Annotated in this window: 21 protein-coding genes and 1 pseudogene; 13 read left to right on the plus strand and 9 right to left on the minus strand. The window is 55.4% G+C overall.

Annotation, left to right across the window (positions count from 1 at the left end; translation table 11 throughout):
• The 5 genes from D882_RS0113260 to D882_RS0113280 form a co-directional block, all read right to left on the minus strand.
• A complete protein-coding gene (locus D882_RS0113260) occupies positions 1-435 on the minus strand; it encodes a YeeE/YedE family protein (protein ID WP_027923708.1) in 435 nt (144 codons plus the stop codon).
• A complete protein-coding gene (locus D882_RS0113265; protein WP_027923709.1) occupies positions 432-746 on the minus strand; it encodes a metalloregulator ArsR/SmtB family transcription factor in 315 nt (104 codons plus the stop codon). The genes D882_RS0113260 and D882_RS0113265 overlap by 4 nt, the downstream gene beginning before the upstream one ends.
• A 164-nt stretch (positions 747-910) precedes the next feature.
• Positions 911-1711 (minus strand): sulfite exporter TauE/SafE family protein, encoded by an 801-nt coding sequence (locus D882_RS0113270; protein WP_027923710.1) that lies wholly within the window; start codon positions 1709-1711, stop codon positions 911-913.
• A gap of 28 nt (positions 1712-1739) precedes the next feature.
• Positions 1740-3410 carry a bifunctional protein tyrosine phosphatase family protein/NAD(P)/FAD-dependent oxidoreductase gene (locus tag D882_RS0113275; RefSeq protein WP_027923711.1) on the minus strand — a complete coding sequence of 557 codons (1671 nt, stop codon included), beginning with the start codon at positions 3408-3410 and terminating at the stop codon, positions 1740-1742.
• Positions 3411-3460: 50 nt separating this feature from the next.
• Positions 3461-4339: an MBL fold metallo-hydrolase gene (locus tag D882_RS0113280; protein WP_027923712.1), complete on the minus strand. Its 879-nt coding sequence runs from the start codon at positions 4337-4339 to the stop codon at positions 3461-3463.
• Between the two features lie 237 nt (positions 4340-4576).
• On the opposite strand from D882_RS0113280, the gene D882_RS0113285 reads away from it, so the two are divergent.
• From D882_RS0113285 to D882_RS0113310, 6 genes are all read left to right on the plus strand, one after another.
• Positions 4577-5902: a sigma-54-dependent Fis family transcriptional regulator gene (locus D882_RS0113285; protein WP_050590189.1), complete on the plus strand. Its 1326-nt coding sequence runs from the start codon at positions 4577-4579 to the stop codon at positions 5900-5902.
• A gap of 174 nt (positions 5903-6076) precedes the next feature.
• On the plus strand, positions 6077-6253 hold the full coding sequence (gene cydP, locus D882_RS1000000132890) for a cytochrome oxidase putative small subunit CydP (RefSeq protein ID WP_027923714.1): 177 nt from the start codon (positions 6077-6079) through the stop codon (positions 6251-6253).
• Complete coding sequence (locus D882_RS0113295; RefSeq protein ID WP_027923715.1) at positions 6250-7821, plus strand: cytochrome ubiquinol oxidase subunit I; 1572 nt, start codon at positions 6250-6252, stop codon at positions 7819-7821. Before cydP ends, D882_RS0113295 begins: the two co-directional genes overlap by 4 nt.
• On the plus strand, positions 7814-8950 hold the full coding sequence (gene cydB / locus D882_RS0113300) for a cytochrome d ubiquinol oxidase subunit II (RefSeq protein ID WP_027923716.1): 1137 nt from the start codon (positions 7814-7816) through the stop codon (positions 8948-8950). Before D882_RS0113295 ends, cydB begins: the two co-directional genes overlap by 8 nt.
• Before the next feature lie 22 nt (positions 8951-8972).
• The gene (gene cydX, locus D882_RS1000000132035) at positions 8973-9095 is read left to right on the plus strand and encodes a cytochrome bd-I oxidase subunit CydX (RefSeq protein WP_010459227.1); all 123 of its coding nucleotides are present in this window, start codon (positions 8973-8975) and stop codon (positions 9093-9095) included.
• Positions 9095-9379 (plus strand): cyd operon YbgE family protein, encoded by a 285-nt coding sequence (locus D882_RS0113310; protein ID WP_228758788.1) that lies wholly within the window; start codon positions 9095-9097, stop codon positions 9377-9379. Before cydX ends, D882_RS0113310 begins: the two co-directional genes overlap by 1 nt.
• A gap of 91 nt (positions 9380-9470) precedes the next feature.
• Here the strand turns inward: D882_RS0113310 and D882_RS0113315 are convergent, their stop codons facing one another.
• Positions 9471-10388: a c-type cytochrome gene (locus tag D882_RS0113315; protein WP_032833515.1), complete on the minus strand. Its 918-nt coding sequence runs from the start codon at positions 10386-10388 to the stop codon at positions 9471-9473.
• Between the two features lie 10 nt (positions 10389-10398).
• Positions 10399-11034 (minus strand): cytochrome c, encoded by a 636-nt coding sequence (locus D882_RS0113320; RefSeq protein WP_027923719.1) that lies wholly within the window; start codon positions 11032-11034, stop codon positions 10399-10401.
• A gap of 475 nt (positions 11035-11509) precedes the next feature.
• On the opposite strand from D882_RS0113320, the gene D882_RS0113325 reads away from it, so the two are divergent.
• Positions 11510-14242 carry a cation-transporting P-type ATPase gene (locus tag D882_RS0113325; protein WP_050590190.1) on the plus strand — a complete coding sequence of 911 codons (2733 nt, stop codon included), beginning with the start codon at positions 11510-11512 and terminating at the stop codon, positions 14240-14242.
• A 39-nt stretch (positions 14243-14281) separates the two neighbouring features.
• Positions 14282-14536, plus strand: coding sequence for a hypothetical protein (locus D882_RS0113330; protein ID WP_032833516.1), 255 nt, complete (start codon positions 14282-14284; stop codon positions 14534-14536).
• Here D882_RS0113330 and D882_RS0113335 read toward each other — a convergent pair.
• Both D882_RS0113335 and D882_RS01000000131065 read right to left on the minus strand, forming a co-directional pair.
• The gene (locus D882_RS0113335; protein ID WP_027923722.1) at positions 14533-15393 is read right to left on the minus strand and encodes a sulfurtransferase; all 861 of its coding nucleotides are present in this window, start codon (positions 15391-15393) and stop codon (positions 14533-14535) included. The two genes, D882_RS0113330 and D882_RS0113335, sit on opposite strands and share 4 nt — an antisense overlap.
• A gap of 814 nt (positions 15394-16207) precedes the next feature.
• The gene (locus D882_RS01000000131065) at positions 16208-16456 is read right to left on the minus strand and encodes an N-acetyltransferase (RefSeq protein ID WP_081743955.1); all 249 of its coding nucleotides are present in this window, start codon (positions 16454-16456) and stop codon (positions 16208-16210) included.
• A gap of 480 nt (positions 16457-16936) precedes the next feature.
• Between D882_RS01000000131065 and D882_RS01000000131070 the strand changes: the two are divergent.
• The 5 genes and pseudogenes from D882_RS01000000131070 to D882_RS0113370 all read left to right on the plus strand — a co-directional run.
• Positions 16937-17459: pseudogene (locus tag D882_RS01000000131070) on the plus strand (transposase); the annotation flags it as partial.
• A 362-nt stretch (positions 17460-17821) separates the two neighbouring features.
• Entirely contained in the window at positions 17822-18367 is a 546-nt protein-coding gene (locus tag D882_RS0113355) for a fimbrial protein (RefSeq protein WP_027923724.1), read from the plus strand.
• 122 nt (positions 18368-18489) lie between these two features.
• Positions 18490-19182 carry a fimbria/pilus periplasmic chaperone gene (locus D882_RS0113360; protein ID WP_256218395.1) on the plus strand — a complete coding sequence of 231 codons (693 nt, stop codon included), beginning with the start codon at positions 18490-18492 and terminating at the stop codon, positions 19180-19182.
• Between the two features lie 34 nt (positions 19183-19216).
• The gene (locus D882_RS01000000131075; RefSeq protein WP_050590192.1) at positions 19217-21814 is read left to right on the plus strand and encodes a fimbria/pilus outer membrane usher protein; all 2598 of its coding nucleotides are present in this window, start codon (positions 19217-19219) and stop codon (positions 21812-21814) included.
• Entirely contained in the window at positions 21814-22914 is a 1101-nt protein-coding gene (locus D882_RS0113370; protein ID WP_027923726.1) for a fimbrial protein, read from the plus strand. The genes D882_RS01000000131075 and D882_RS0113370 overlap by 1 nt, the downstream gene beginning before the upstream one ends.
• The last annotated feature ends 59 nt before the right edge of the window (positions 22915-22973 follow it).

Consider the following 22973-nt stretch of genomic DNA (forward strand, 5'->3'; position numbering starts at 1 on the left):
TCAACTCCCCAGCAGATGACGCAAGACAAACACCGTGACGAAACCACTGAACATGAAACACGCAGTGGCAACCATCGATCGCGGCGAAAGGCGCGATATGCCGCACACCCCATGGCCACTGGTGCAACCTGAACCGTATCGTGTGCCGATGCCCACCAATAGACCGGCGACGATCAGTCCGAACCAGCCACTTTTGAACTCAATCTGCGGCAGCGTGGCGAACAAGCCCCATAGAAGTGGCGCGATGAGCAGGCCCAGGAGAAAAAGTGCTTTCTCACTTACCCCCTCGCTCCCACGCTGTAAAAGACTGCCGATCAGACCACTGATGCCTGCGATACGCCCGTTAGCGACGACGAATAGACTGGCCGCCAAGCCAATCAATGCGCCGCCAGCAAGGGATGACCAGGGAGTGAAGTTGAGCCAGTCGACATTCATGGAGCTTCTCCGACGCAAAATTGTTGATACAGGGTTTGGATGACTGCCAATGCTGCGGGACTGCTGATGCGATAGAACACCTGCTTCCCGTCACGGCGGGTCTCCACCAGGCCTTCGCGGCGAAGCACAGCCAGCTGTTGAGAAAGCGTCGGTTGCTGTATCCCCAGCAGTGACTCCAGATCGCTGACATTGCGCTCACCCTGAGATAGCTGGCATAGGAGGATCAAGCGATCCGGATTGGCCAGGGCTTTAAGGAATTGGCTGGCAGCATCGGCATTGGCGTGTAGCTGCTGGAGATCTGATTCGGGCATACGATTGATCACTAATTGTTCAGTTAGTCAGATTATAGTATATAAAAAAACTAAGTGTATAGCGGCATTCAATAGGGCTCGTCACTGGCAGGGGAGGTCGGGGCAAGTCTCGGGCTATAGGCGAGTCTTGGGCAGTCCTGGAAGTGGATGACTCATGTTCATGACTAAATAGCTTTCACCAGCAAGGCCACCGCAACCACCATAGAAACGGCGGCGAACCCTTTTTGTAGGTGTGGACCCGCGAGCCGTGCCGCGATCAGACGCCCGCCTACCATTCCGACCAATGCTCCAGTGGAAAACGGAATGGCCACTGCCCACTGCAAGTGCCCAGCTGCCGAGCTTGCAGCAACGCCGGAAATTGAAACCAGCGCAATAACGGCAAGCGACGTCGCAAGCACCGACTGCGCTGTCAAATTGGTGTATCGCTGGAGCGCCGGCACCATCACAAAGCCACCGCCCACGCCGAGCAAGCCGGAAAGCCCGCCCGCAACAACGCCAGAGACGGTGAGTGCCCATGCACACGGACCCGTCCAGTTAAGCTTTCCTCGGTTCACGTCCAAAAGGCAAGGCGGCGGTTTGGATGTGACGGGGGGCTTCGACTCCGTGGAGGGAGGGAGTGATCGTTGATATACCCGGAATGCAACGTACATCAGCACGAAGGCAAACATGATCGTTAACGGACGGTTAGGCGTGCGCTGCGCCAGCCAAAGGCCAAGTGGAGAACACACGATCCCCGCTCCCGCAATTAGAAGCGCAGCTTTGTAGCGAACGGTGCCGTTTTTAAGTCCCATTGCGGCACCCAGGGTCGCGGCTAAACCGACAGCCAGTAAACCAATTGGCCCTGCCTCGGCCATGCTCAACCCCACTCCAAATACCAGTAATGGAACAGCCAGTATTCCACCTCCGGCACCGGTCAGAGCCAGAATCACCCCGACAGTAAGCCCGAGCAGTAAGACGGCGATCATCTCAGTCTCCTCGCTTTCAGGCCTGGTTTCATACGTCGGCCATCTCAGGTTTCGCCATCCACTCATGGCCCTTGAGCATTCCCTTCCAATACAGCGGTGGAAGAATCCGCTCTTTGAGCAACCATGCCAGCCTGGATGGCCGAGTACCGTCAATCAGCCAGGATGGAAAGCTGGGGGCGACCTTGCCGCCATAGGTGAATTCAGCCAGTACGATCTTGCCGCGTTCAACCGTCAGCGGGCAGGAGCCATAACCGTCGTAATGGGCGCTGCCTTTTGCTTTACCCATTGCAGCCAACACGTTATGGGCAACAACGGGCGCCTGCTTGCGTGCTGCTGCCGCGGTTTTGGCGTTGCTGGTGTTGGTGGCGTCGCCCAGTGCGTGAATATTGCCCCAGGTTTTATGGCGCAACGTGGCAGGGTCGACATCGATCCAGCCAGCCGCGTCAGCGAGAGGGCTGACCCGAACGAAATCCGGCGCAATCTGCGGTGGCACCACATGAAGCAGATCGAAGTCGCGCGTCACACAATGGGCGCTGCCATCCGGATTGACGCAATTGAACGTTGCAGTCCGTGCAGGTCCATTCACGCTGGTGAGCGTGTGGCCGAAATTCAGGTCGATACCATAAGCCGTGATGTATTCCATCAGTGCAGGCACATAGTCGGGAACCCCGAACAGCACCGCGCCGGCGCTGCAAAACTCGATCTCGACGTTGTCCAATACACCGGCACGCCTCCAATGATCGGCAGACAGGTACATTGCTTTTTGCGGCGCCCCGGCACATTTGATTGGCATGGGCGGTTGCGTGAAAACCGCACGGCCACCACGCAGTTGCTGCACCAGTTCCCACGTGTAGGGGGCAAGGTGATACAGGTAGTTTGAAGTCACGCCGTTGCGGCCCAAGGTGTCCGACAAACCCTCGATGGCATGCCAATTGAGCTTCAGGCCAGGGCACACGATCAGTTGCTCGTATTTGACGACTCTGCATCCATCAAGAATGACGGCATTTCTCTCGGGTTCGAAAGCGGCGACCGCCGACTTGATCCAGTGCACACCGCGGGGGATGGTCGTACCCATCGTGCGGGCCGTTTGGGGTGCATCGAAGACGCCACAGCCGACAAGGGTCCAGCCAGGCTGGTAGTAGTGCACATCGGCCGGGTCGATGATGGCAACATCGATCCCAGGATCTCGCGCCAATAAACTGGATGCAGTCGCGATACCTGCCGCACCGCCTCCGATGATGACCACGGTATGCTGCGCCTCAGCCACTTCGACCGGCGTACGCCCCTGATTGGCAATCCGGCGAATGACGCCTTTCATATCGAACCCGGCTTTTTTGGCCGTCTCGACGATGTGTGGCAGGGGTTGTTTGCCCGCTTGTGAGAGTGCCCACATCGTTGTCGAGCGCATGCCGGAACGGCAATAGGCCAACACCGGTTTTGGCAGTGTTTCAAGGAGCTTGCCGAAAGCAATACCTTGCTCGTCGGTGACTTTGCCGGATTCAGCGGGAAGGTAGTGCGCTTCAATGCCGACTGCTTCGGCCGCACGTTTGATTTCGGCAAACAAGGGCTGATCACTGCCTTCGCCATCGGGACGGTTACACACGACGGTGCGAAAGCCGGCCTCTTTCAGTTCGGCCATTTGGTTGGGAAAAATCTGTTCGGATACCGACAGTCCAGGCGCAAGGTGGCGAATGTCCATAAGTGACTCCGTTATGGTTTTTTTTTATGCGTATTGTGGGGAAGGCAACGTCAGGCGACGTTGAGCGGGATTTTCAGGTAGCGCGTCCCGTTCGCTTCCGGCTCAGGCAAGTGCCCGGCGCGCATGTTGACCTGAACCGATGGCAGGATCAGTGTCGGCATTTCCATCGATGCATCGCGCTTTGTGCGCATCGCCACAAACTCCTCCTCACTGATGCCATTACGGACGTGAACGTTGTGGGCGCGCTGGTCGGCAACGGTACTGACGAATTGCACCTCGCGGCCACCCGGCTGATAGTCGTGGCACATGTAGAGCAAGGTATTGGCCGGCAGGCTCAGCACCTTGTTAATTGACTGGAACAGCGTGCGAGCATTTCCACCGGGAAAGTCACAGCGTGCAGTCCCGTAGTCCGGCATAAACAAGGTGTCGCCGACAAATGCAGCCGTTTCGGCGCCATCGCTAACCACATAAGTCATACAGGCGGGTGTATGGCCCGGTGTATGGAGCGCATGGCATTGCAGCGTGCCAATGGCGAACGGCTCGTCATTGACGAACAGGTGATCGAACTGACTCCCGTCGCGGGCCATATCTCGACCTGTATTGAACAGAGTGCCGAACACCTCCTGCACCGTCGAAATCTGGCTGCCGATCCCTATTTTTCCGCCGAGCTTTTCCTTCAGGTAGGGCGCTGCCGTGAGATGGTCTGCGTGGACGTGGGTCTCCAGAATCCAGTCAACCTTCGCCTTGAGTTCGTTCACCCTCGCGATCAACCTGTCGGCAGACGTTGTGGCGGTGTGACCGGACTTAGGGTCGTAATCCAGCACGCTGTCTATTAAAGCGCAGTGGTGGGAGGCCTCATCCAGCACAAGATAGCTGACGGTATTGGTAGCAGAATCGAAGAATCCTTCGACGCGAAGTTTTACGCTCATGACCTGTCTCCTTAGGGGGGCTTTTACCAAGCCGCTCTCACTAAGGACTGACATAGCAATAAGTCTGCCAGGCCCTGCCCACACAAAGGTATGCTTTTATCTGTATGATTTTATTCAGTTTATTTCCTACAGGTGGTTTGATCTTTTCTATATTCACCGGGATTTACTGCCATTGGCAGTCCGCGTTGACAGAGGTGGCAGTGTCATCGCAGGATGGATGGATTCTCAGGAGCCACGATGAAGACTATCCTGCCCACCCCAGCCCACTCACTTGCGCAGACGGATCAAGTGCAATCACTTGTTTCGTTTCTTGAGTACGAACCCCAGCCAATGATCGTGCTCGATCCGGACTACAACATCCTGGCAGCCAACACTGCCTATCAGCGGCAGTTTGGCAGCGCTGACACACCCTTTATCGGCCATAAGTGTTATCAAATCTCACACCATTACGATGTCCCTTGTGATCAGGCGGGTGAGAATTGTCCGATGAAAAAGGCGCAGGAAATGCGCGGGCCAGATCGTGTTTTGCACATTCACCACACGCCTCGCGGTCCTGAGCATGTCGACGTCGAATTGCGCCCGATTCTAGACGAACACGGTGTTATTACTGCCTATGTGGAGCGTCTCACCCTGGTCCGCAGTGCATCAGCGCGACCCAGCAACGAAGGGTTGGTCGGCCGTTCACCTGCCTTTAACCGTGCCCTGTCGGAGCTGCAGCGGGTGGCACCCTCAATGCTGCCGGTGCTGCTGCTAGGCGAGTCCGGTACGGGCAAAGAGCTGTTCGCCCGCGCCGTACATGAAACCAGCGAGCGGGCCAATGGACCCTTTGTCGTCGTTGATTGCTCTGGATTGACCGAAACGTTATTTGAGAGCGAACTGTTCGGCCATGAAAAAGGAGCATTCACCGGTGCCACCACACGTAAACCTGGCTTGGTTGAAACGGCCCAGGGCGGCACGTTGTTTCTCGATGAAATTGGCGATGTTCCGTTGGCCATGCAAGTGAAACTGTTGCGTCTGATCGAATCGGGCACCTATCGCCGTGTAGGGAGTGTCGAGACCCTTCACGCTAACTTCAGGTTAATTGCTGCGACCCACAAACCATTGGAAAAAATGATGGAAAAAGGTGAGTTCAGGCAGGATTTGTACTACCGCATCAGCGCCTTCCCAATTCAGTTACCCCCCTTGCGCAACCGGGTTGAAGACATTGGTTTGCTGGTGAACTCATTTCTACAACGTGCCGGTTCCGGCAAGCGCCGGCTGACGATAGATACGGATGCTCTCGCACAATTGCAGCGGTTTTCCTGGCCCGGAAATATCCGTGAATTACGCAATGTTCTGGAAAGAGCCAGTCTGTTTGCTGACGATGGGGTGATCCGCTCCATACATTTGCCCCAGGCATCCGTGCTGGCATCTCCTCAGGCCTCTACTTCAACTCCTTTCGACGGCGGCTCGCTGGTACAGGCACTGGCAACTTTCAAAGGTACCCGCAGTGAGTTGGCCAAGCACATGGGGATTAGTGAGCGTACTTTGTACAGACGCCTGAAAGAGCAGGGGCTGGCCTAGTAGCCAGCGCTCACGCCGCAATTCTGCCAATGACTGCCGGCACTGGCAGTCATTGGCAGCGCACTGATCTGCCAACCCATTCCGCGCACCGCTGGATTATTCTCTAAGTAACTGTTTTAAAGCGATAAAAACAGGATTATTCCCCTTGGCATGCCGTGTGCTAACTGCATAGACATGACCATTTCCGACAAACAACTTCAACGCCATCTGCTCACGGCAGTAGTGATCAAACTACTGCTGCTGACAGTGCTGTGGTGGCTGTTCATCCGGGATTCGCATGTCAGTGTCGACTCGAACACCATCGGTAACCGTTTCGGTGTACCCACCTCGACTCAAGGGGCAAGCAAGTGATTTCAGAACACCTGGTGGATTTGTCTCGGCTGCAGTTTGCAGCCACTGCGCTTTACCACTTTCTTTTTGTACCCCTCACGGTAGGCATGGTTTGGCTGCTGGTCATTATGGAAAGCGTCTATGTGATGACAGGTAATGTTATCTGGAAAGACATGACGCGCTTCTGGGGCAAGCTCTTCGGCATCAACTTCGCCCTGGGCGTGACGACGGGCATTACCCTGGAATTTCAGTTCGGTACCAACTGGGCGTATTACTCGCACTATGTCGGCGATATCTTCGGAGCCCCACTGGCAATCGAAGGCATGATGGCGTTCTTTCTTGAATCGACCATGATTGGCCTGTTCTTCTTTGGTTGGGATCGTCTGAAGAAAGAGCACCACTTGCTGGTCACGCTGCTGATGGCTGTTGGTACAAACCTTTCAGCGTTGTGGATTCTGATCGCCAATGGATGGATGCAGAACCCGGTGGGTTCAGAATTCAGTTACATCACCATGCGCATGGAGATGGTTGATTTTTGGGCGGTGGTTTTCAATCCAGTAGCACAAGCCAAGTTTGTACATACCGTCTCAGCCGGTTACGTCACCGGTTCGATGTTTGTGCTGTCGATTTCCAGTTGGTATTTGCTCAAGAATCGTGATGTCGAGTTTGCCAAACGCAGCTTCCGGGTGGCGGCGGCCTTTGGTCTGGCATCAGTGCTGAGTGTGATCGTGTTGGGTGACGAGTCTGGTTACACGGTGGGTGAGGCACAACAAACCAAGATGGCAGCCATGGAAGCCATGTGGGAAACGAAGCCTGCGCCGGCGGGCCTGACATTGGTGGCCAGTATTAATGAAGCCGAGTCCAAAAATAACTGGGAAGTTGAAGTGCCATGGCTCATGGGCCTGATCGGCACACGATCAGTCAGCAAGCAAATTCCAGGCATTCATGAGATTAAAGAAAAGAACCGCGCTCGAATTCTCCGAGGCATTACCGCCGTAAACGCCCTTGAAGCCGTCAGAGCCAATCGCACCGATTCGGCAGCTCTCAAGACATTCGAAGAATACAAAGCCGATCTGGGCTTTGGCCTGCTGCTCAAGAAGTATGTCGAGGACGTCAACCGGGCCACGCCGGCCATTATCGAAAAAGCCGTAAACGATACCGTACCGCGCGTGACACCTATGTTCTGGGCGTTCCGGATCATGGTAGTCCTTGGTTTTGCCATGCTCATGCTCTTCGGACTTGCCTTCTGGAGCACCTTGAAGTCGACCTGCACACGACGCCGCTGGTTACTGCGCTGGGCGCTCTGCATGCTGCCTGCGCCATGGATTGCCTGCGAGCTGGGCTGGTTCGTTGCTGAATACGGCCGCCAGCCGTGGACCATTTACGGCGTGCTGCCGACCCACATGAGCGTATCCACGCTTAGCGTCAACAATCTCTATGGCTCGCTGGCGGGATTCATCCTTTTCTACACCGTGCTGCTGGTGGTTGAAATGTTCCTGATGGTCAAGTTTGCCCGTCAGGGTCCTGGCAGCCTCGGTACCGGCCGTTATGTTCACGATGCCCAGTTGAAGGAACTCCACCATGCTTGACTACTTCACCCTGAAAATTATCTGGTGGGCACTGGTTGGTGTATTGCTGATCGGCTTCGCCATCATGGATGGCCACGATATGGGGGTAGGTACGCTGCTGCCCTTTGTTGGCCGCAATGACATGGAGCGTCGCGTCGTTATCAATACCGTCGGTCCACATTGGGATGGGAATCAGGTGTGGTTCATTACTGCGGGCGGTGCATTGTTCGCGGCGTGGCCAGTGGTGTATGCCACGGCATTCAGCGGGTTCTATTGGGCGATGATTCTGGTCCTCTGGGCACTGTTCTTCCGCCCGGTGGGTTTTGACTATCGCAGCAAGATCCACAACGCCACCTGGCGCAGCACTTGGGATTGGGGACTCTTTGTGGGTGGGGCAGTGCCGCCCCTGGTGTTCGGGATCGCGTTTGGCAACCTGCTACAAGGTGTACCGTTCCACTTCAACGACCTTCTGGTATCGACTTATACCGGCAGTTTCTGGCAACTGCTGAATCCCTTTGCGCTTCTGACCGGCGTTGTGAGTAGTGCAATGATCACCTTGCAGGGCGGTGCTTATCTGGCGCATCGCACTGAAGGTGTTATCCAGGCGAGGGCAATCAAAGGTGGGGTTGGTGCAGCGATCGTGCTGGTGTGTTCATTTATTGTTGCCGGCATCTGGCTGCAATGGATTGATGGCTATCGCATTACGTCGGTAGTTGATACAGCAGGACTGCCTGACATTCTCAGCAAATCCGTGGTGCGCGAAGCTGGAGCCTGGATGGCCAACTATGGCCATTACCCTTTGCTGTGGCTGCTGCCCGTACTGGGCTTGGTTGGCGCAGCAGGTGCTGCCATGTTGCTGATGATGCGTCGCACACTTTCGGCGTTTGTTTCCTCATCGCTTGCGGTGATCGCAGTGATCAGCACGGCGGGTGTGTCGATGTTTCCATTCATCATGCCGTCATCAACAGTGCCTGCGGCAAGCCTTACTGTGTGGGACAGCGTCTCCAGTCATTTGAGCCTGGCCATTATGTTTTGGGCCACGTTGATCTTCATGCCACTCATCGTGATTTACACCTCGTGGGCGTATCGCGTTATGCGGGGCAAGGTCACCGTCGCACAGATTAAAGCCAACGAACATTCAGCCTACTAGTGCCGGCAAAGGAGTAATAAACATGTGGTATTTCGCCTGGATGCTGGGAGTCGGTTTTGCATTGCTACTGGCTATTTTAAATGCGATGTGGGGCGAGAACGAAGTTGGCCGAGCCTTGAGCGATAACGACGAGACATTGTCATGATGCCGCGTGTCGCAAACCCTCAATCGATCTCACAAATTCATTTGCTGAGTCTGATTATCGCTATAGCAATCATGCTCGCTTGTACGCTCTATCCTCCCATGATGGCCGCTCCAGACGGGAAGCCTGACCATGCTCTGGCTACTGCATTGTTCGCAGCCATGAGTGTGGCTTTTGTGAGAGGTGTTGGTTTTGTCCCGCAGAGGCTTGTTTGGCGTTGGCTTTTCTCAGGCTGGACCTGTATTGCGTCACTTGCAGTTGCTGGCGGGGTAAAGTTTCTACATTGAGGATTGACGACAGAAGATGATGCAGCACAACCAAGCTATAACATGATGGCTCTCGCGCAGTCAGTGATAGCTTGGTTCCGTCTGAAATGACTTATTCAGTACCTTGGCCGACGACCACTCCGTTCACTTTTTGTCCATAGAGATTGACCCCATCATTCGCGTGAAATTTTAATCGGGTCTGCTCGACAGAGCCGGCAATCATCCTTGGGTCTTTTGGTCGTTCGTGACTGTCCATAAAGGCTGCAACGTGCCACGCCTCATCGGAGGAAAGCGTTCCACCCTTACCCAAGGGCATGTTCGATTTTATGAAGCCGGCGGCGGTATTGATTCGATGCATCCCCGCACCCCAGTTGAATGAATCTTTGCCCCAAAGTGGTGGAAACACATAATCGCTTCCTGCTTTCTGACCTTCACCTTCAGCTCCATGGCATACAGAACACTGCTTGGCATAGATAGCCTTTCCCTTGGCAAGATCAAAACCTCCGGCAGGTTCAGGAATCTCGGGATAAGAACGTCCGGGCAGTTCTTGTCCTGTAGGGGCACCCGTTGCGAGCCAGTACGAGTATGCGGTAAGAGCCGCGATGACTTGACTGTCAGCTGGAGGCGGTTTTCCGTTCATGCTGAACTGAAAGCACCCTTGTAAGCGCTCAGCGTAGGTATTGACCTTGTCATTCTTTTTCCGATAGGCCGGGTACATTGTGTAAGCCCCCCAAAGAGGGGCAGAGTCGGCCTTTCTTCCCTGTTCTAAATGGCAGTTGGTGCAATTTAATCCGTTCCCTACAAACTCGGATGCATTGGCTTTCGTATCGACAAAGATCGCGCGGCCTTGCTGGACTAATCGGCCATAAGCATTGTCAGGTAGCGTCTCCTCCGAGGGCGGGAGAAATGTGGGAGCCTTATTCTGAGCTGGATTAGGACTGTTGGGTGGTGCGGTTGGTTCTACAGTTTCAGTCGCACAAGCCATCGATATGATGTTGAAAGTAATAAGTGCAGCGATGATGGATTTCATGGCCAGGCCTCTATTTACTGAGATCAGCAAAATATTGGGAAACAGCCTCGACCTCGGTATCGGTGAGTGAGCGCGCAATGTGGCCCATGAGATCGTCTTGATCATTTTTTCGAGTTTGCTGCCGCCAGGCATTCAGTTGTGATTTGAGGTACTGAGCCGACTGACCGGAGAGTGGCGGAAAGGTGGCACCGACACCGATGCCACTTGGACCATGACAAGCTACGCACTCGGGAATATTTCGATCCCATGCGCCTCTCAGGGCCAGGATTTCTCCGGGGCCTTTTGCTGCGTGCGCACGATTCACTGGTTTTACCGCTGCACTTGGCATCTTGGCGAGCATCACTGCGAGGGCTTTTGACTCGTCTTCGCTCAATGCCTGAGCGATGGGCTGCATGATTGGATTGCCTCTAGTGCCTGAGCGGAAATCAGAGATTTGCTTCGTCAGGTAATCAGCAGGCAGGCCTGCAAGCCTTGGAAAACCCGCCGAAGGCATGCCTAAACCGTCCGCACCATGGCAGGTTGAACAGGCTATGGCTCCTGGATTTGCCCCTCCCTGGGAGAATATTTTTTGTGCGTCTGCTGCAAAAGCGGGCGTCGCAGATGCACTGGATAAAATACAAACTAATGCCCATCGCGAGATTTCCATCGACTAGCCTCATTGTTATTTTTCTATAACAGGAGATTTGATCAATTAGGTTAGTCGTAACGTAGGGGCTCGTAGGCGGATTTCATGACTTATTTTGGTCGCAACGAATCCCTTTATGCTATTAGCCAGTTCTTTCGAAAAACAGCTCTCTGTATTTTCAGCAATATCATCATTGGATACTGTGGCGGGGATTCCTGATGATCGATGAACCCTCAATAGAAGGACTAAGCTCTCTAGTCAGCTTAGCAATAGAAACGCTCCTTTATGACCTTCAAACCAAGGTTCTGCGTTTGCCAACAAAATGGGCCCCTGCAAATGGAAAACCGAGTTTTGTGCAGACGTTGTCGAGTCGTGCCTCACTGAGTAGTGCTCGGTTTGATAACAAGGGAACGATTTTTCAGCGTTCAGATACACCCACTCCGCTCATGAGCACCTCAGCGCCCAGTTGAGTCGTGCGCACAGGAGATAATCATTGATGAAGCAGGTGGACGGCGCAGCAGATGAGCAAACACCAATCCCCCCGCATTCCGAGGCCTGGCACTCCCTGCCTGCAGATCAGGTAACGAACCTGCTTGAGGTCAACGAGCATGTCGGGCTGCAGGCAGACCAAGTACAAGCCCGTCTTGGCCGCACTGGTTTCAACCGCCTGCCAGCAGCAGCACGTCGACCTGCGTGGCTGCGATTCTTGCTGCAATTTCACAACATTCTGATTTATGTGCTTCTAGGATCCGCTGCGATTACCGCGATGCTGGAACATCTGTGGGATACGGTGGTGATTCTGGCGGTGGTTATTGCAAATGCAATCATCGGTTACGTCCAGGAAGGCAAAGCGGAAAAAGCCATGGATGCGATCCGACAAATGCTGGCACCGCGCGCCGCAGTCATTCGTGCTGGCGAACGCTCGAACATTGCAGGCGAGCAGCTGGTACCGGGCGATATTGTATTGCTGGAGTCCGGCGACAAAGTGCCTGCTGATCTACGCCTGCTGCGCGCGAACAGACTTCAGATTCAAGAAGCCATTCTGACCGGCGAATCCGTACCCGTAGAAAAAAATACCAGGCCTGTGGGCCTTGAAGCGCCCCTGGGTGATCGTGTTTGCATGGCGTACAGCGGCACCCTCGTGACATGCGGACAAGCAACTGGAATTGTAGTGGCTACCGCAACAGCGGCCGAGATCGGACGTATCAGTACTTTGCTTGCACAAGTGGAAACGCTGACTACCCCGCTGGTTCAGCAAATGAACGTATTTGCGCGCTGGCTGACGATCTTGATCCTGTTAGTCAGCGGCCTTTTGCTCGTGTTCAGTCACTATGTCGGGCATTACGAGTTCACCGAGATCTTCATGGTCGTGGTGGGGATGTCGGTGGCAGCGATACCTGAAGGGTTGCCCGCCGTCCTTACCATTACGCTGGCTGTCGGCGTCAGGGCGATGGCAAGCCGCAATGCCATTGTGCGTCGCCTGCCGGCCATCGAAACGCTGGGCTCGGTGTCCGTTATCTGCACTGACAAGACTGGCACACTCACACGTAACGAAATGATGGTGGCATCGGTCGTCACGCAAGACTTCATCTTCACGGTCGACGGCGCAGGTTATCAGCCAACGGGAAGCATCAGTCTTGCGGATCAGCCAGTCGACCTATCGTCTCATCCAGCGTTGACGGAACTGGGGCGAGCTGCCTGCCTGTGCAACGATGCGGTGCTGCGTCAGCATGAAGACTTATGGAGGGTAGAGGGAGACCCGATGGAGGGTGCCTTGTTGGCATTTTCCGGAAAAACCGGAATCGTCAGCGATGAAGATCATCGGGCCTGGCCCCGCACCGATGCCATTCCGTTTGATGCGAAACACCGATTTATGGCGACCCTGCATCACAACCATGCTCGACACGCCTCTATCTATGTGAAAGGCGCGCCGGAGCAGATACTTGCCATGTGCACAAAGCAACTCGTAAACGCTGGCGGGACTGAACCGCTCAACGCGAACTACTGGCATGAACAGGCAAACACCATTGCTGCCAAGGGGCAGCGTGTGCTGGCGTTTGCAGTTAGATCAGTCCCGCCCGAGCAAACCGTATTGGAGTTTGAGGATGTGCAAGGAGGGTTGACACTGCTGGGGATGGTTGGGCTGATTGATCCGCCCCGACCAGAGACGATCAGAGCCGTTCAGCAATGCCAGGCGGCGGGCATTGCCGTAAAAATGATCACTGGCGATCATGGTGGCACCGCTGCTGCCATCGGTCGCCAGATTGGCCTGCACAATCCCGACAGGGTGCTGACTGGCGTAGACCTCGACGCCATGAGCGATACTGACCTCAAAGAGGCGGTAAAAGACGTCAATATTTTTGCGCGTACCAGCCCTGAACATAAGCTCAGGCTGGTAATGCTGTTGCAATCGATTGGCATGACCGTGGCAATGACCGGCGATGGCGTTAACGACGCACCAGCGCTGAAGCGTGCCGATGCCGGTATCGCCATGGGTGGAAAGGGCAGTGAGGCCGCCAAGGAAGCCGCAGACCTGGTGCTGGCAGATGACAACTTCGCATCCATCGTGGCGGCGGTACGCGAAGGCCGGACAGTCTACGACAACATCAAGAAAGTGCTGAGCTGGACGCTGCCTACCAACGCGGGCGAGACCATGACCATCATCGTCGCGTTGTTACTCGGCATTACACTGCCGGTGACGCCAATACAGATTCTGTGGATCAACCTGATTACCGCAGTGACACTCGGCATCGCGCTGGCGTTCGAACCTACCGAAGAAAACACCATGCGCAGACCGCCACGCTCGCGCAAACAGCCACTCATAAGCGGTGCTTTAGTCTGGCATATGGTGCTTGTTTCTATTCTGTTTCTCTGCGGCGTTTACGGCATTTTTTCGTATGCGCTCGACCGTGACTACTCAATTGAGTTGGCTCGCACGATTGCGGTCAACACGTTGGTGGTGATGGAAGTTTTTCACCTGTTCTTCATTCGCAATATCTACAGCACATCGCTTACCTGGAAGGGGATTCGTGGCACCAAGGTCATCTGGATGACCGTTGCAATGGTGACCGTCGCTCAATTTTCCATCACTTACGTGCCACTGCTGCAAAGGGTTTTTGCAACTGAAGCGATCCCTTTCTTTGATGGCCTACTGATCATCGGGATTGGCGTTACGTTCTTTGTAATCATCGAGATTGAAAAACAGATTCGAATCCATTTGGCTGAGTAGTGCTTACGGGGAGTAGCAATATCCTGAAGTATGGTCCACATGCTGATCGTGGACTGTTGGTATGGAATTCGCTCCGAGTGGGATTTGTGCGAAAGGCCCATTTTTCAACTGATGTATAGCTGGCACGACGATCAGCCCGCCGCCAATACCTCGGCCGTGATGCTGCTGACGGTTCCGATCAATACGAACAGTAGTCATGCAGACATCGGCATCTCCACAAGGGGAATGCCGGTTTACTGGTCTGACGATAACATTTGGCCAGGAACCAGCCCGGCTGGCTGCAAGTATTTCTAATAGGGAAGGCCTTCCTCAATGGGTAACGTCAAGTCTCGGGACCATTCGTTCCAGGACCCGAGGTAAAGGCGAACGTTCCTGATTCCGGCTTCTTCCAATGCCACAAAGGTATTGGAAGCACGTGCGCCTTTGAAGCAAAACACGACCACAGGTGTATCGGGGCCGATTCCGACCGTAGCGCACTCGGCGAGAATCTCGCCGGGTGACTTGAACATCGGTCCCTGAGCGGTCGGCTTCATCATCCGGTACCACTCCAGCCAGACGGAGCCAGGGATGCGACCCTTGCGCGGGCAGAAATCTTTTCCATAGGGCGATGAGCTTTCGCCGATCCATTCATCAACGTCCCGTACGTCGAGTTTCACGATGTTGGGGGTGGCAACTATCCGTTTCATTTCGTCCAGGTCGACGAAGAGGCTGCGTTCTCCATTGGAAGATGGAAACGTGGCAGTGACAGGCGCGGAAGCTTCACTGGTACTGGGAAGTCCTGCGTTGCGCCAGGCGCTGTAGCCGCCATGCAGAATCTTGATTTTGTCGCGAGGGTAGCCAAGATAACGCAGTAGCACATACCCCCTGCAGGACTGTCCAAATCCAGTGGTCATGGATTGCTCATATACAAGCGCTATCTCCCTGCCAGACAAGCCTGCCTTCGCAAACGCCTGGGCGAATAGTTCATGCAACTTAGCCAGGCCCTCGGGCGTGGTAGTAGCCAAGTACGTGAATATTTCATGGATATTTACTGCGCCCGGCAGGTGGGCCTCGGCGTAACTCGCAGCATCTCGGGTGTCGATGAGCACGACGGGCTCACGCTTGATCAATTCGTCCAGTTCGGAGGGCGAAACGAGAACTCTCTTGTGCATGAGGAATCTCCTATTGCAGAGTCAGACGATCCCAGCCTTGAATGAAAAAATTATTTAACCCCCTCTACGCGCTATCTCTGGAAAGCACTACTTGAGCATTTTCAATGTAATGAAGGCGGTAAAGTGCTCCTTGATTAAAATCAACTCTTTGAGCGAAACCAGTGGTTTGGACTAAGGCTCGTTCAATGGAGAAAAAAGTTGGAGGGCAGATTTTTTTCTACTCCAATCTGCCAGGGGGAGACGGTAGCTTCAGGTCGATTTTCCGTCATCGTTGAGGTCCGATTCTCCGTTGGTGATCGTACCTGAGTTCAGGCGGTATCCGTCTGGTCGAGTCATTTACCCAGCCCCGCGAGGCCAAGACAGGGTGTGCAGCTAAATTTAAGTGGGCAGCAGTTCCAGCCTTTTAAGCGGGTGTTTCACGCAGCCGCTTCGCCGCTTCTACTCCAAATCCCCAAAGGCGCTGAGCATATGAGTGGATAGCTTTGGGCCGATTGTGTTGAAAAAGTCGATCCTTCCAGACTGCCCCCATACTGACTGCTGAAAACGCCTTTTTTGCGCGCAGTTATGCGGATAGAGAAATGCTACCCATATCAGTGACCATCAGCTCCGGAGCCAGTTTGTTACGTTCGAACATGAGATGACTTCCATTTCAAAAGGCTTATTTTGGAGGCGAGCATACTCTGCACTTATGTCTTCGGTGCCACGACGGGATCCTGGCGAGCGTGATGATGTAGGCTCGGGTGGAAAGTACCGAGTCGCGTCGACCAGTAATTTATGGTCGTTAGCAGCTCAAGGCATATCTGAAAGTCATATTTCAACTCACGATCCAAGACATTTCGATATGTGTGGTCGTTTCACCAGTCTTGCGAAAGCCCATACGCTCATAGAGCTTGCGCGCCAATGTGTTCGTGCGGAAAACACCCAACTGCAAGGGCACATGGCGGGCTGCGGCTTTCAGCTGAAGTTTCTTCAGAGTCTGGGTGCCGATACCTTTGCCTTGAAACTCGTGTGAAACAGCGATGTTCTGAACATGGATTCCTGTAAAAACAAACAGCAACCCCACTCAATAACCTGACTGCTTCTGGCCCAGAGTGTGTAAAAACGTAGTCGATCAGCAGCAACATACGGCACTGGGTCATACCATGTTCTGTGTAGATGACATACAGAAGGGAAGTCATCGAATGATGGGATCGTTTAGAACCAGTGCTCGTTCATTTTCGAAAGAAACTTAGAATTAACCTGCACGTTGGAAGCTGATCCGATGACCGAGTCAATCCCACACTTCGGACACACAGCGGTGGTATCTAGGTCGACCCACTCTGTGATTTCTACGGGCGAAAACACACTTAAGCAGTAAAAACAGCCACAACGATCACTTGCTTCAATTTGGGGGCGGTGATTTTTACAAAATCGGTGCGCTGAAATGACATCCACGGTAAGCCCTTCAACTCCAAATTCAGTAGCATATCGTGCTTACGTCAGAGTATGTGAAGACCCGGCTAACGTTGTCATGATCGCCCAAAGTGTTAACGCAGGATTGCCCATGAAACGTTTCATTCAAGGTGAGCATCGCGGACAAAGCACTTTGCTTTCCGAAAGCCTCGACGACTACATCAATTCACAAATCCAGTGCGCGTAGTCGACGTTTTCGTCGACGAACTCGACCTGGTCAAGCTTGGTTTTGACGGTGTTATACCGGCAGAGACGGGCCGACCTGCTTACCACCCCGCGATCTTGCTGAAGTTCTACTCTACGGCTATCTCAACCGCATTCGGTCGAGCCGACGCCTTGAACGAGAAGCCCGACGCAACATCGAGCTGATGAGGCTGACCGGGCGTTTGATGGCGGATTTCAGGACCATTGCCAACTTCCGAAAAGACAACAGCAAGGTCATCCGAGGCGTCTGTCGCCAGTTCGTTGTGCTGTGTCAGCAGTTGGGACTGTTCGGAGAAAAACTGGTTGCCATCGATGGCGGTAAATTCAATGCCATCAACAACCGCGACCACAATTTCACCAGCGCCAAACTGAAGCGGCGAATGGAAGAAATTGAATCGAGCTACAAAAGGCTATGGAGAGTCTGGTGCAGCTATGGGAAAAAAACATCGAGTAAGAGAGTCACATCACTGAAAGGCGCTCATTGCGCAAAGCAGAATAAACCCACGCATCATTCTGAGTTCGCAGGCTATTCATTGGTCTGCGATTATTTTGTGCGACTCAGAAATATGGACCTTTGACAGGAATGCAGTCGTGAGCGCTGGGAAATTCCCTACAAGTAGTGCTGATTATCCCTACGGTCGCAACGTAAGCAAGGGGTGATGATTGGCTCGTCGCTAAAGCAAATGGCTTGATCTGACCCAGGACATATCTAGGCCGGCAGACCATTAAGGTTTTTGCGACAGGTTTAAAAATCATAATTTTGGAGTTGTTCATGAATCGCCAAGCCCTTGCTCTCGCCGTATTTTTTTCCGCTACTGGTGCTCAGTTTGCCAACGCCGCCGACGGCACAATCAATTTCAACGGCGAGCTGGTCAACCAGACCTGCACCATCGCTGTTGATGGCGTGGTCACACCTGCCGTAGCGACCGTTACCCTGCCGACCATCTCCACTGGTCTGCTGACCGCCGCCGGCCAGGTCGAAGGTCAGACCAGTTTCAACATCCAGTTGAGCAACTGTGTCGGTACGGCTACTACCGCTGCGGCGTTCTTCAACTCGGGTTCGACCGTTGACCCGGTCAGCGGCAACCTGAACAACGTGACCGGCACTGCCACCAACGTTCAACTGCAACTGGTCGATCAGCAGGGCGGCGCGGCCATTCAGGCCGGTAACACCAACCAGAAAACCAAGACTACCCGCAACACAATCGATGCAACCGGTGCGGCGAACATGCCGTACACCGTGCAGTACTTCGCTACCGGCACCACTACCCCGGGCACTGTGGTCAGCTCCGTGACGTACAACGTCGACTACCAGTAAGCCCTGCCCACGGCGGCACGCGCCTACCCAGACAGGCCGGGGGGCGTGCCACCGTGCAGCCGATGAGGTGCTTCATGCGTTTTACAACCGTAATACGATTTACAGCGTTGCTTACATTTTCCATGTTGATGTTTTCGCAAGCCAAGGCCGGTGTGGTGATCACCGGGACTCGCCTGGTGTACCCGGCGGACCAGAAAGAAGTCACCGTCAAATTGAACAACAACGGCACGCGTCCGGCCCTGGTACAAGCCTGGGTCGACAGTGGCGATGTGGAGTCCAGCCCCACCAGTTCGAAAGCACCGTTTGTGCTGTCGCCATCGGTGTCGCGTATCGACCCGAGCAAAGGCCAGAGCCTGCGCCTGATGTTCACCGGCGCGTCCATGCCGGCCAATCAGGAATCGGTGTTCTGGCTCAACGTTCTGGAGATCCCGCCCAAGGCCGAAGGACCAGTGGATTTGAATGTGCTGCAAATGGCTTTCCGTTCGCGGATCAAGATTTTCTACCGTCCCGATGGCTTGCCCGGCACCCCGACCAATGCGCCGCAACAGCTGCAATGGAAGGTCATCCCGGCTGATAAAGGTTACGCGTTGCAAGCCTATAACCCGACCGCGTTCCACGTGTCTCAGGTTGAACTGGCCGTGACCGTGGGCACCCAGCGCTACGAAAGTGAAAACGGCATGGTCAAGCCTGGCGAGACCAGGGTTTTTGCCGTGCCGATGCTCAAGTCGATTCCGGGTTTGGCGGCCCAGGTCGAATTCAATGCGATCAATGACTACGGCGCGCTGATGCTCATCAAGCAACCGCTCAAGCCCTGATTCCTCCGCGAACGTTCTAGTGCACGAGTAACTTATGACGACTTTTTCAAGCCTGGGGGCTCACCAACAGGCACGCCCCCGCTTTGCCTTGAATCCGCTCACAGCCTTGATTTTTCGAGCGTTGGCCGGTGTTTCCTGGGGGTTCGCCACCCAGTCGGCGCTGGCCGAAGACGTGCAGTTTAACGATGCCTTTTTGCCCGAAGACTCGCGCAGCCTCGACTTGACCCCGTACCAACAAGGCAACCCAGTGTTACCCGGCGAATACCGCGCCGACGTCGCAGTAAACGGCAAACTGGTTAACCGCCAGGACATTCGCATTCAGGCCGACGCTGATGGCAGCCATCCGACCGTGTGCTTCAGTCGTGGGTTGATGGAACTGATCGGCGTCGATCTGCGCCGGCTATCGCCCGAGGCCCTGGCGAGCGTGGAAAGCGGTGCGTCGTGCCTGGACCTGGCGCAGTTGATCGAAGGCGCCAGCGCGACTTTTTCGCCTTCCGGTCAGCAACTGGACGTCAGCATTCCGCAGGTTGCCTTGCGGCGTGACGCTCGGGGTTACGTCAGCCCCGAGCTGTGGGATCGTGGCGTGACAGCCGGGATCTTGAGCTACAACTTCAACGCCAACCACAACAAAACCGACACCGGTAACTACGATTCTGCCTACCTGGGCCTCAATACCGGGTTAAACGTGGGTGACTGGCGCCTGCGCCACAACGGCTCGTTGAACTGGCAGAAGGAAACCGGGCAGGACTACCAGGCACTGAATACCTATGCCCAGCGCGATATCACCTCGCTCAAGAGTCAGTTGACCGTAGGCGAGGCCAATACCAGCGGTGAGATTTTCGATACGTTGGCCTATCGCGGTGTGCAACTGGGCACCGACGACCGCATGTTGCCCGAGTCCCAGCGTGGCTATGCGCCGGTGATCCGTGGTATCGCCCGTACCAGTGCGCGGGTGGCGGTGCGCCAGGCCGGCAATCTGTTATATGAAACCACGGTGGCGCCGGGTGCCTTCGTGATCGATGACCTGTATTCCACCGGTTATGGTGGCGACCTGAACGTAACCGTCTATGAAGCCGATGGCAGCGAGCAGACCTTCATCGTGCCGTTCGCCTCGACCGCGCAATTGCTGCGTCCCGGTACCTCGCGTTTCAGCGTCACCGCCGGTGAAACCCGCAACAACTACATCGATAGCCAGGCCAAATTGTTGCAGGGCACTTATCAGCGTGGCTTGAGCAATATCTTCACCGGTTATGGTGGCGCGCAGGCCAGCGACGACTATCGTTCGGTCCTCGGCGGCCTGGCGTTCAGCACACCCATCGGTGCGGTGGCGGTGGACGTCACCCATGCCCAGACTGACCTAAAAAGTGACGCCGCCAGCGGCCAGAGTGCGCGGCTGACCTACAGCAAAAATATCCTCAGCACCGGCAGTAACTTCGCCGTGGCGGCCACGCGATTTTCCACGGAAAACTACCTGGATTTCAGCAATGCCGTGCAACTGCTCGACGCCGAGCGCAGCGGCCTGGACACCAGCCTGTTCGGCCGACCGCGCAGTCGTCTGTCGCTGACCGCCAACCAGAGCCTGGGAGATTGGGGCCAGGCGGCGTTCAGTGGTTTTACCCAAAACTACTGGAACCTGCCCGGCAGTGATCTGCAGTACCAGTTCAGCTACACCAAGCAGGTCGGTTCGGTCAGTTATGGCGTCAGCGCCAACCGTGCGCGGATCGGCCTGGGCGACATGGACAACAGCTTGTTGTTTACCGTGAGTATGCCGATGGAGTTTGGTTCCGCGGTCAACCGGCCGCAGGTATCGGCTCGCGTGTTGCGCGACACCGAAGGTAACTACAGCGAGCAGGCCACTCTCAGCGGCACCGCTGGTGCAGACCGTCAATATAACTATGGCTTGACCGCCGGTCACGAAGGCGCGAGCCGCACTAACAGCACGTCGGTCAACGGTCAGTACATCAGCCCGAAAGCCATCGTCGGCGCTACCGTCAGCCGTGGCGAGGGCTATGACAGCCTGTCGCTCAATGCCAGTGGTTCGGTGGTCGCTCACCCGAACGGTGTGACCATGACCCCGTATCGCGGCGAAACCATGGCGGTGGTCACGGCCGAAGGTGCCGAGGGTGCCAAGGTGGTCGGTCTCCCGGGCTTAAAACTCGACGGTCGCGGCAACGCCGTAGTGCCGTACCTGCGTCCTTATGAATTGAACGAAGTAGCGATCGATCCGCTCGGTACTTCGCTGGACGTCGAACTGACGGAGACCAGCCAGCAAGTCGCACCCCGTGCCGGCGCCGTTGTTGCGCTCAAATATGGCACCAGCAACGGCCAGGCCTTGTTGCTCAACGTCACCCTGGCCGACGGCAGCCCGCTGCCATTTGGCGCCAGCGTGGTCGATGACCGTGGCGTGTCGGTGGGCATGGTCGGGCAGGGCGGTCAGCTCTATGCCCGGGTCAAGGATGACGCGCGCCGGCTGTTGATCAGTTGGGGCACTCAGATCGGCCAGCAGTGTGCATTGACATTGCCGCCGGGCAAAAGCGACGGGAAACAGCTGCGTCAGATGGATGCGGTGTGCTCCGTTGCTCAATCAGATAATCGCGTTGCTTCTGTGAACAGCGCACAGGGGAAAAACTGATGAAGATGATGCGGGTGATCAAGTCGAGTGTCGCGGTAGTCGGGTTGTCGTTGGTGGCGGGGGGAGCGATGGCTGACTGCAACTACATTGACGGCGGCGGTCCGGTCATACGCACCATGCCGTTACTGGGCGGTAACATTACGGTGGGGCGCGACGTGCCGCTTGGCGCGGAAATCTATCGCCAGACGTTCAACATAGTCTCGCCAAGTTTATTGAGCTGTTCACCCGGTCTCTACAACGTTCAGACGCGTCGTGAGCTGCCCGTCAGACCCTTGCCGCTCTCAACCTGGGCGGGGTCGCCCTGGGGCGGCAATGTCTATCAGACCGGCGTCCCGGGTATCGGTGTCGCGATCTGGCATGCGGGCACGCCGATGCCCTTCAATTCGGACGCCATCAACTGCGGTGGGGGGACGGCGTTCTGTGTGTACTCCTTGCAAGGCACCCTGGCTTACGACATGTCGTTCATCAAAATCGGGGACGTGTCGCCAGGCACCATCCAGGGTTCGCAGTTGCCGACAACGTCTCAGACTCGGGTCGCCAGCAATTCTGTCGAAGTGATGCGAGTCAACGTTTCCGGCAACATCAACATCGTCTCGCGTACCTGTTCGACCCCGGATGTCGCGGTGCCGATGGGCTCGCACATACTCAGCGAGTTCTCTGGCAAAAACACCTTCACACCTTGGAAGGACTTCTCCATCGCCCTGAACAACTGCCCGGCGTTCAACGGTTATTACCAGAACACTGGCCCGCGTTGGCTGAGCGACGGCACCAGCAACAACCTCGACTCGCGTAAGAACAACGTCCTGCAAGTACGCCTGGACCCAACCCGGGCAGCGATCACCCCAAACCAGGGGATCATGAGCCTGAACCCCAGCGCTCCCGGTGATGGTCCGGCGGCTACCGGTGTCGGCCTGCAAGTGGCCGACAACAACGGCACGCCGTTGCCACTGGCCACCCTGCGTGCCAGCGGCATCATCCCGCGTGCTGTCGAGGGTGCCAGCTACCTCATTCCTTTGAAGGCGCGCTACATCCAGACCGAGGACAGCATTACCGCCGGGCCGGCCAATGCTACGGCGACCTTCACCATCAATTACTACTAGGGAGCGGCCTGCCGCTGGCTAAATAACTCCCTTGGCTTCAGCGTATTTTAACTGTGGAA

The organism is Pseudomonas sp. URMO17WK12:I12, assembly GCF_000514395.1.
In the GTDB taxonomy this organism is placed as follows: domain Bacteria; phylum Pseudomonadota; class Gammaproteobacteria; order Pseudomonadales; family Pseudomonadaceae; genus Aquipseudomonas; species Aquipseudomonas mucoides.

Excerpts from the sequence above, each read along its gene's own strand:
- D882_RS0113260 (WP_027923708.1), bottom strand. The coding sequence starts at position 435 with ATGAATGTCGACTGGCTCAACTTCACTCCCTGGTCATCCCTTGCTGGC.
- D882_RS0113265 (WP_027923709.1), bottom strand. The coding sequence starts at position 746 with ATGCCCGAATCAGATCTCCAGCAGCTACACGCCAATGCCGATGCTGCC.
- D882_RS0113270 (WP_027923710.1), bottom strand. The coding sequence starts at position 1,711 with ATGATCGCCGTCTTACTGCTCGGGCTTACTGTCGGGGTGATTCTGGCT.
- D882_RS0113275 (WP_027923711.1), bottom strand. The coding sequence starts at position 3,410 with ATGGACATTCGCCACCTTGCGCCTGGACTGTCGGTATCCGAACAGATT.
- D882_RS0113280 (WP_027923712.1), bottom strand. The coding sequence starts at position 4,339 with ATGAGCGTAAAACTTCGCGTCGAAGGATTCTTCGATTCTGCTACCAAT.
- D882_RS0113285 (WP_050590189.1), top strand. The coding sequence starts at position 4,577 with ATGAAGACTATCCTGCCCACCCCAGCCCACTCACTTGCGCAGACGGAT.
- cydP (WP_027923714.1), top strand. The coding sequence starts at position 6,077 with ATGACCATTTCCGACAAACAACTTCAACGCCATCTGCTCACGGCAGTA.
- cydB (WP_027923716.1), top strand. The coding sequence starts at position 7,814 with ATGCTTGACTACTTCACCCTGAAAATTATCTGGTGGGCACTGGTTGGT.
- cydX (WP_010459227.1), top strand. The coding sequence starts at position 8,973 with ATGTGGTATTTCGCCTGGATGCTGGGAGTCGGTTTTGCATTGCTACTG.
- D882_RS0113310 (WP_228758788.1), top strand. The coding sequence starts at position 9,095 with ATGCCGCGTGTCGCAAACCCTCAATCGATCTCACAAATTCATTTGCTG.
- D882_RS0113315 (WP_032833515.1), bottom strand. The coding sequence starts at position 10,388 with ATGAAATCCATCATCGCTGCACTTATTACTTTCAACATCATATCGATG.
- D882_RS0113320 (WP_027923719.1), bottom strand. The coding sequence starts at position 11,034 with ATGGAAATCTCGCGATGGGCATTAGTTTGTATTTTATCCAGTGCATCT.
- D882_RS0113325 (WP_050590190.1), top strand. The coding sequence starts at position 11,510 with ATGAAGCAGGTGGACGGCGCAGCAGATGAGCAAACACCAATCCCCCCG.
- D882_RS0113330 (WP_032833516.1), top strand. The coding sequence starts at position 14,282 with ATGCTGATCGTGGACTGTTGGTATGGAATTCGCTCCGAGTGGGATTTG.
- D882_RS0113335 (WP_027923722.1), bottom strand. The coding sequence starts at position 15,393 with ATGCACAAGAGAGTTCTCGTTTCGCCCTCCGAACTGGACGAATTGATC.
- D882_RS0113355 (WP_027923724.1), top strand. The coding sequence starts at position 17,822 with ATGAATCGCCAAGCCCTTGCTCTCGCCGTATTTTTTTCCGCTACTGGT.
- D882_RS0113360 (WP_256218395.1), top strand. The coding sequence starts at position 18,490 with ATGTTGATGTTTTCGCAAGCCAAGGCCGGTGTGGTGATCACCGGGACT.
- D882_RS01000000131075 (WP_050590192.1), top strand. The coding sequence starts at position 19,217 with ATGACGACTTTTTCAAGCCTGGGGGCTCACCAACAGGCACGCCCCCGC.
- D882_RS0113370 (WP_027923726.1), top strand. The coding sequence starts at position 21,814 with ATGAAGATGATGCGGGTGATCAAGTCGAGTGTCGCGGTAGTCGGGTTG.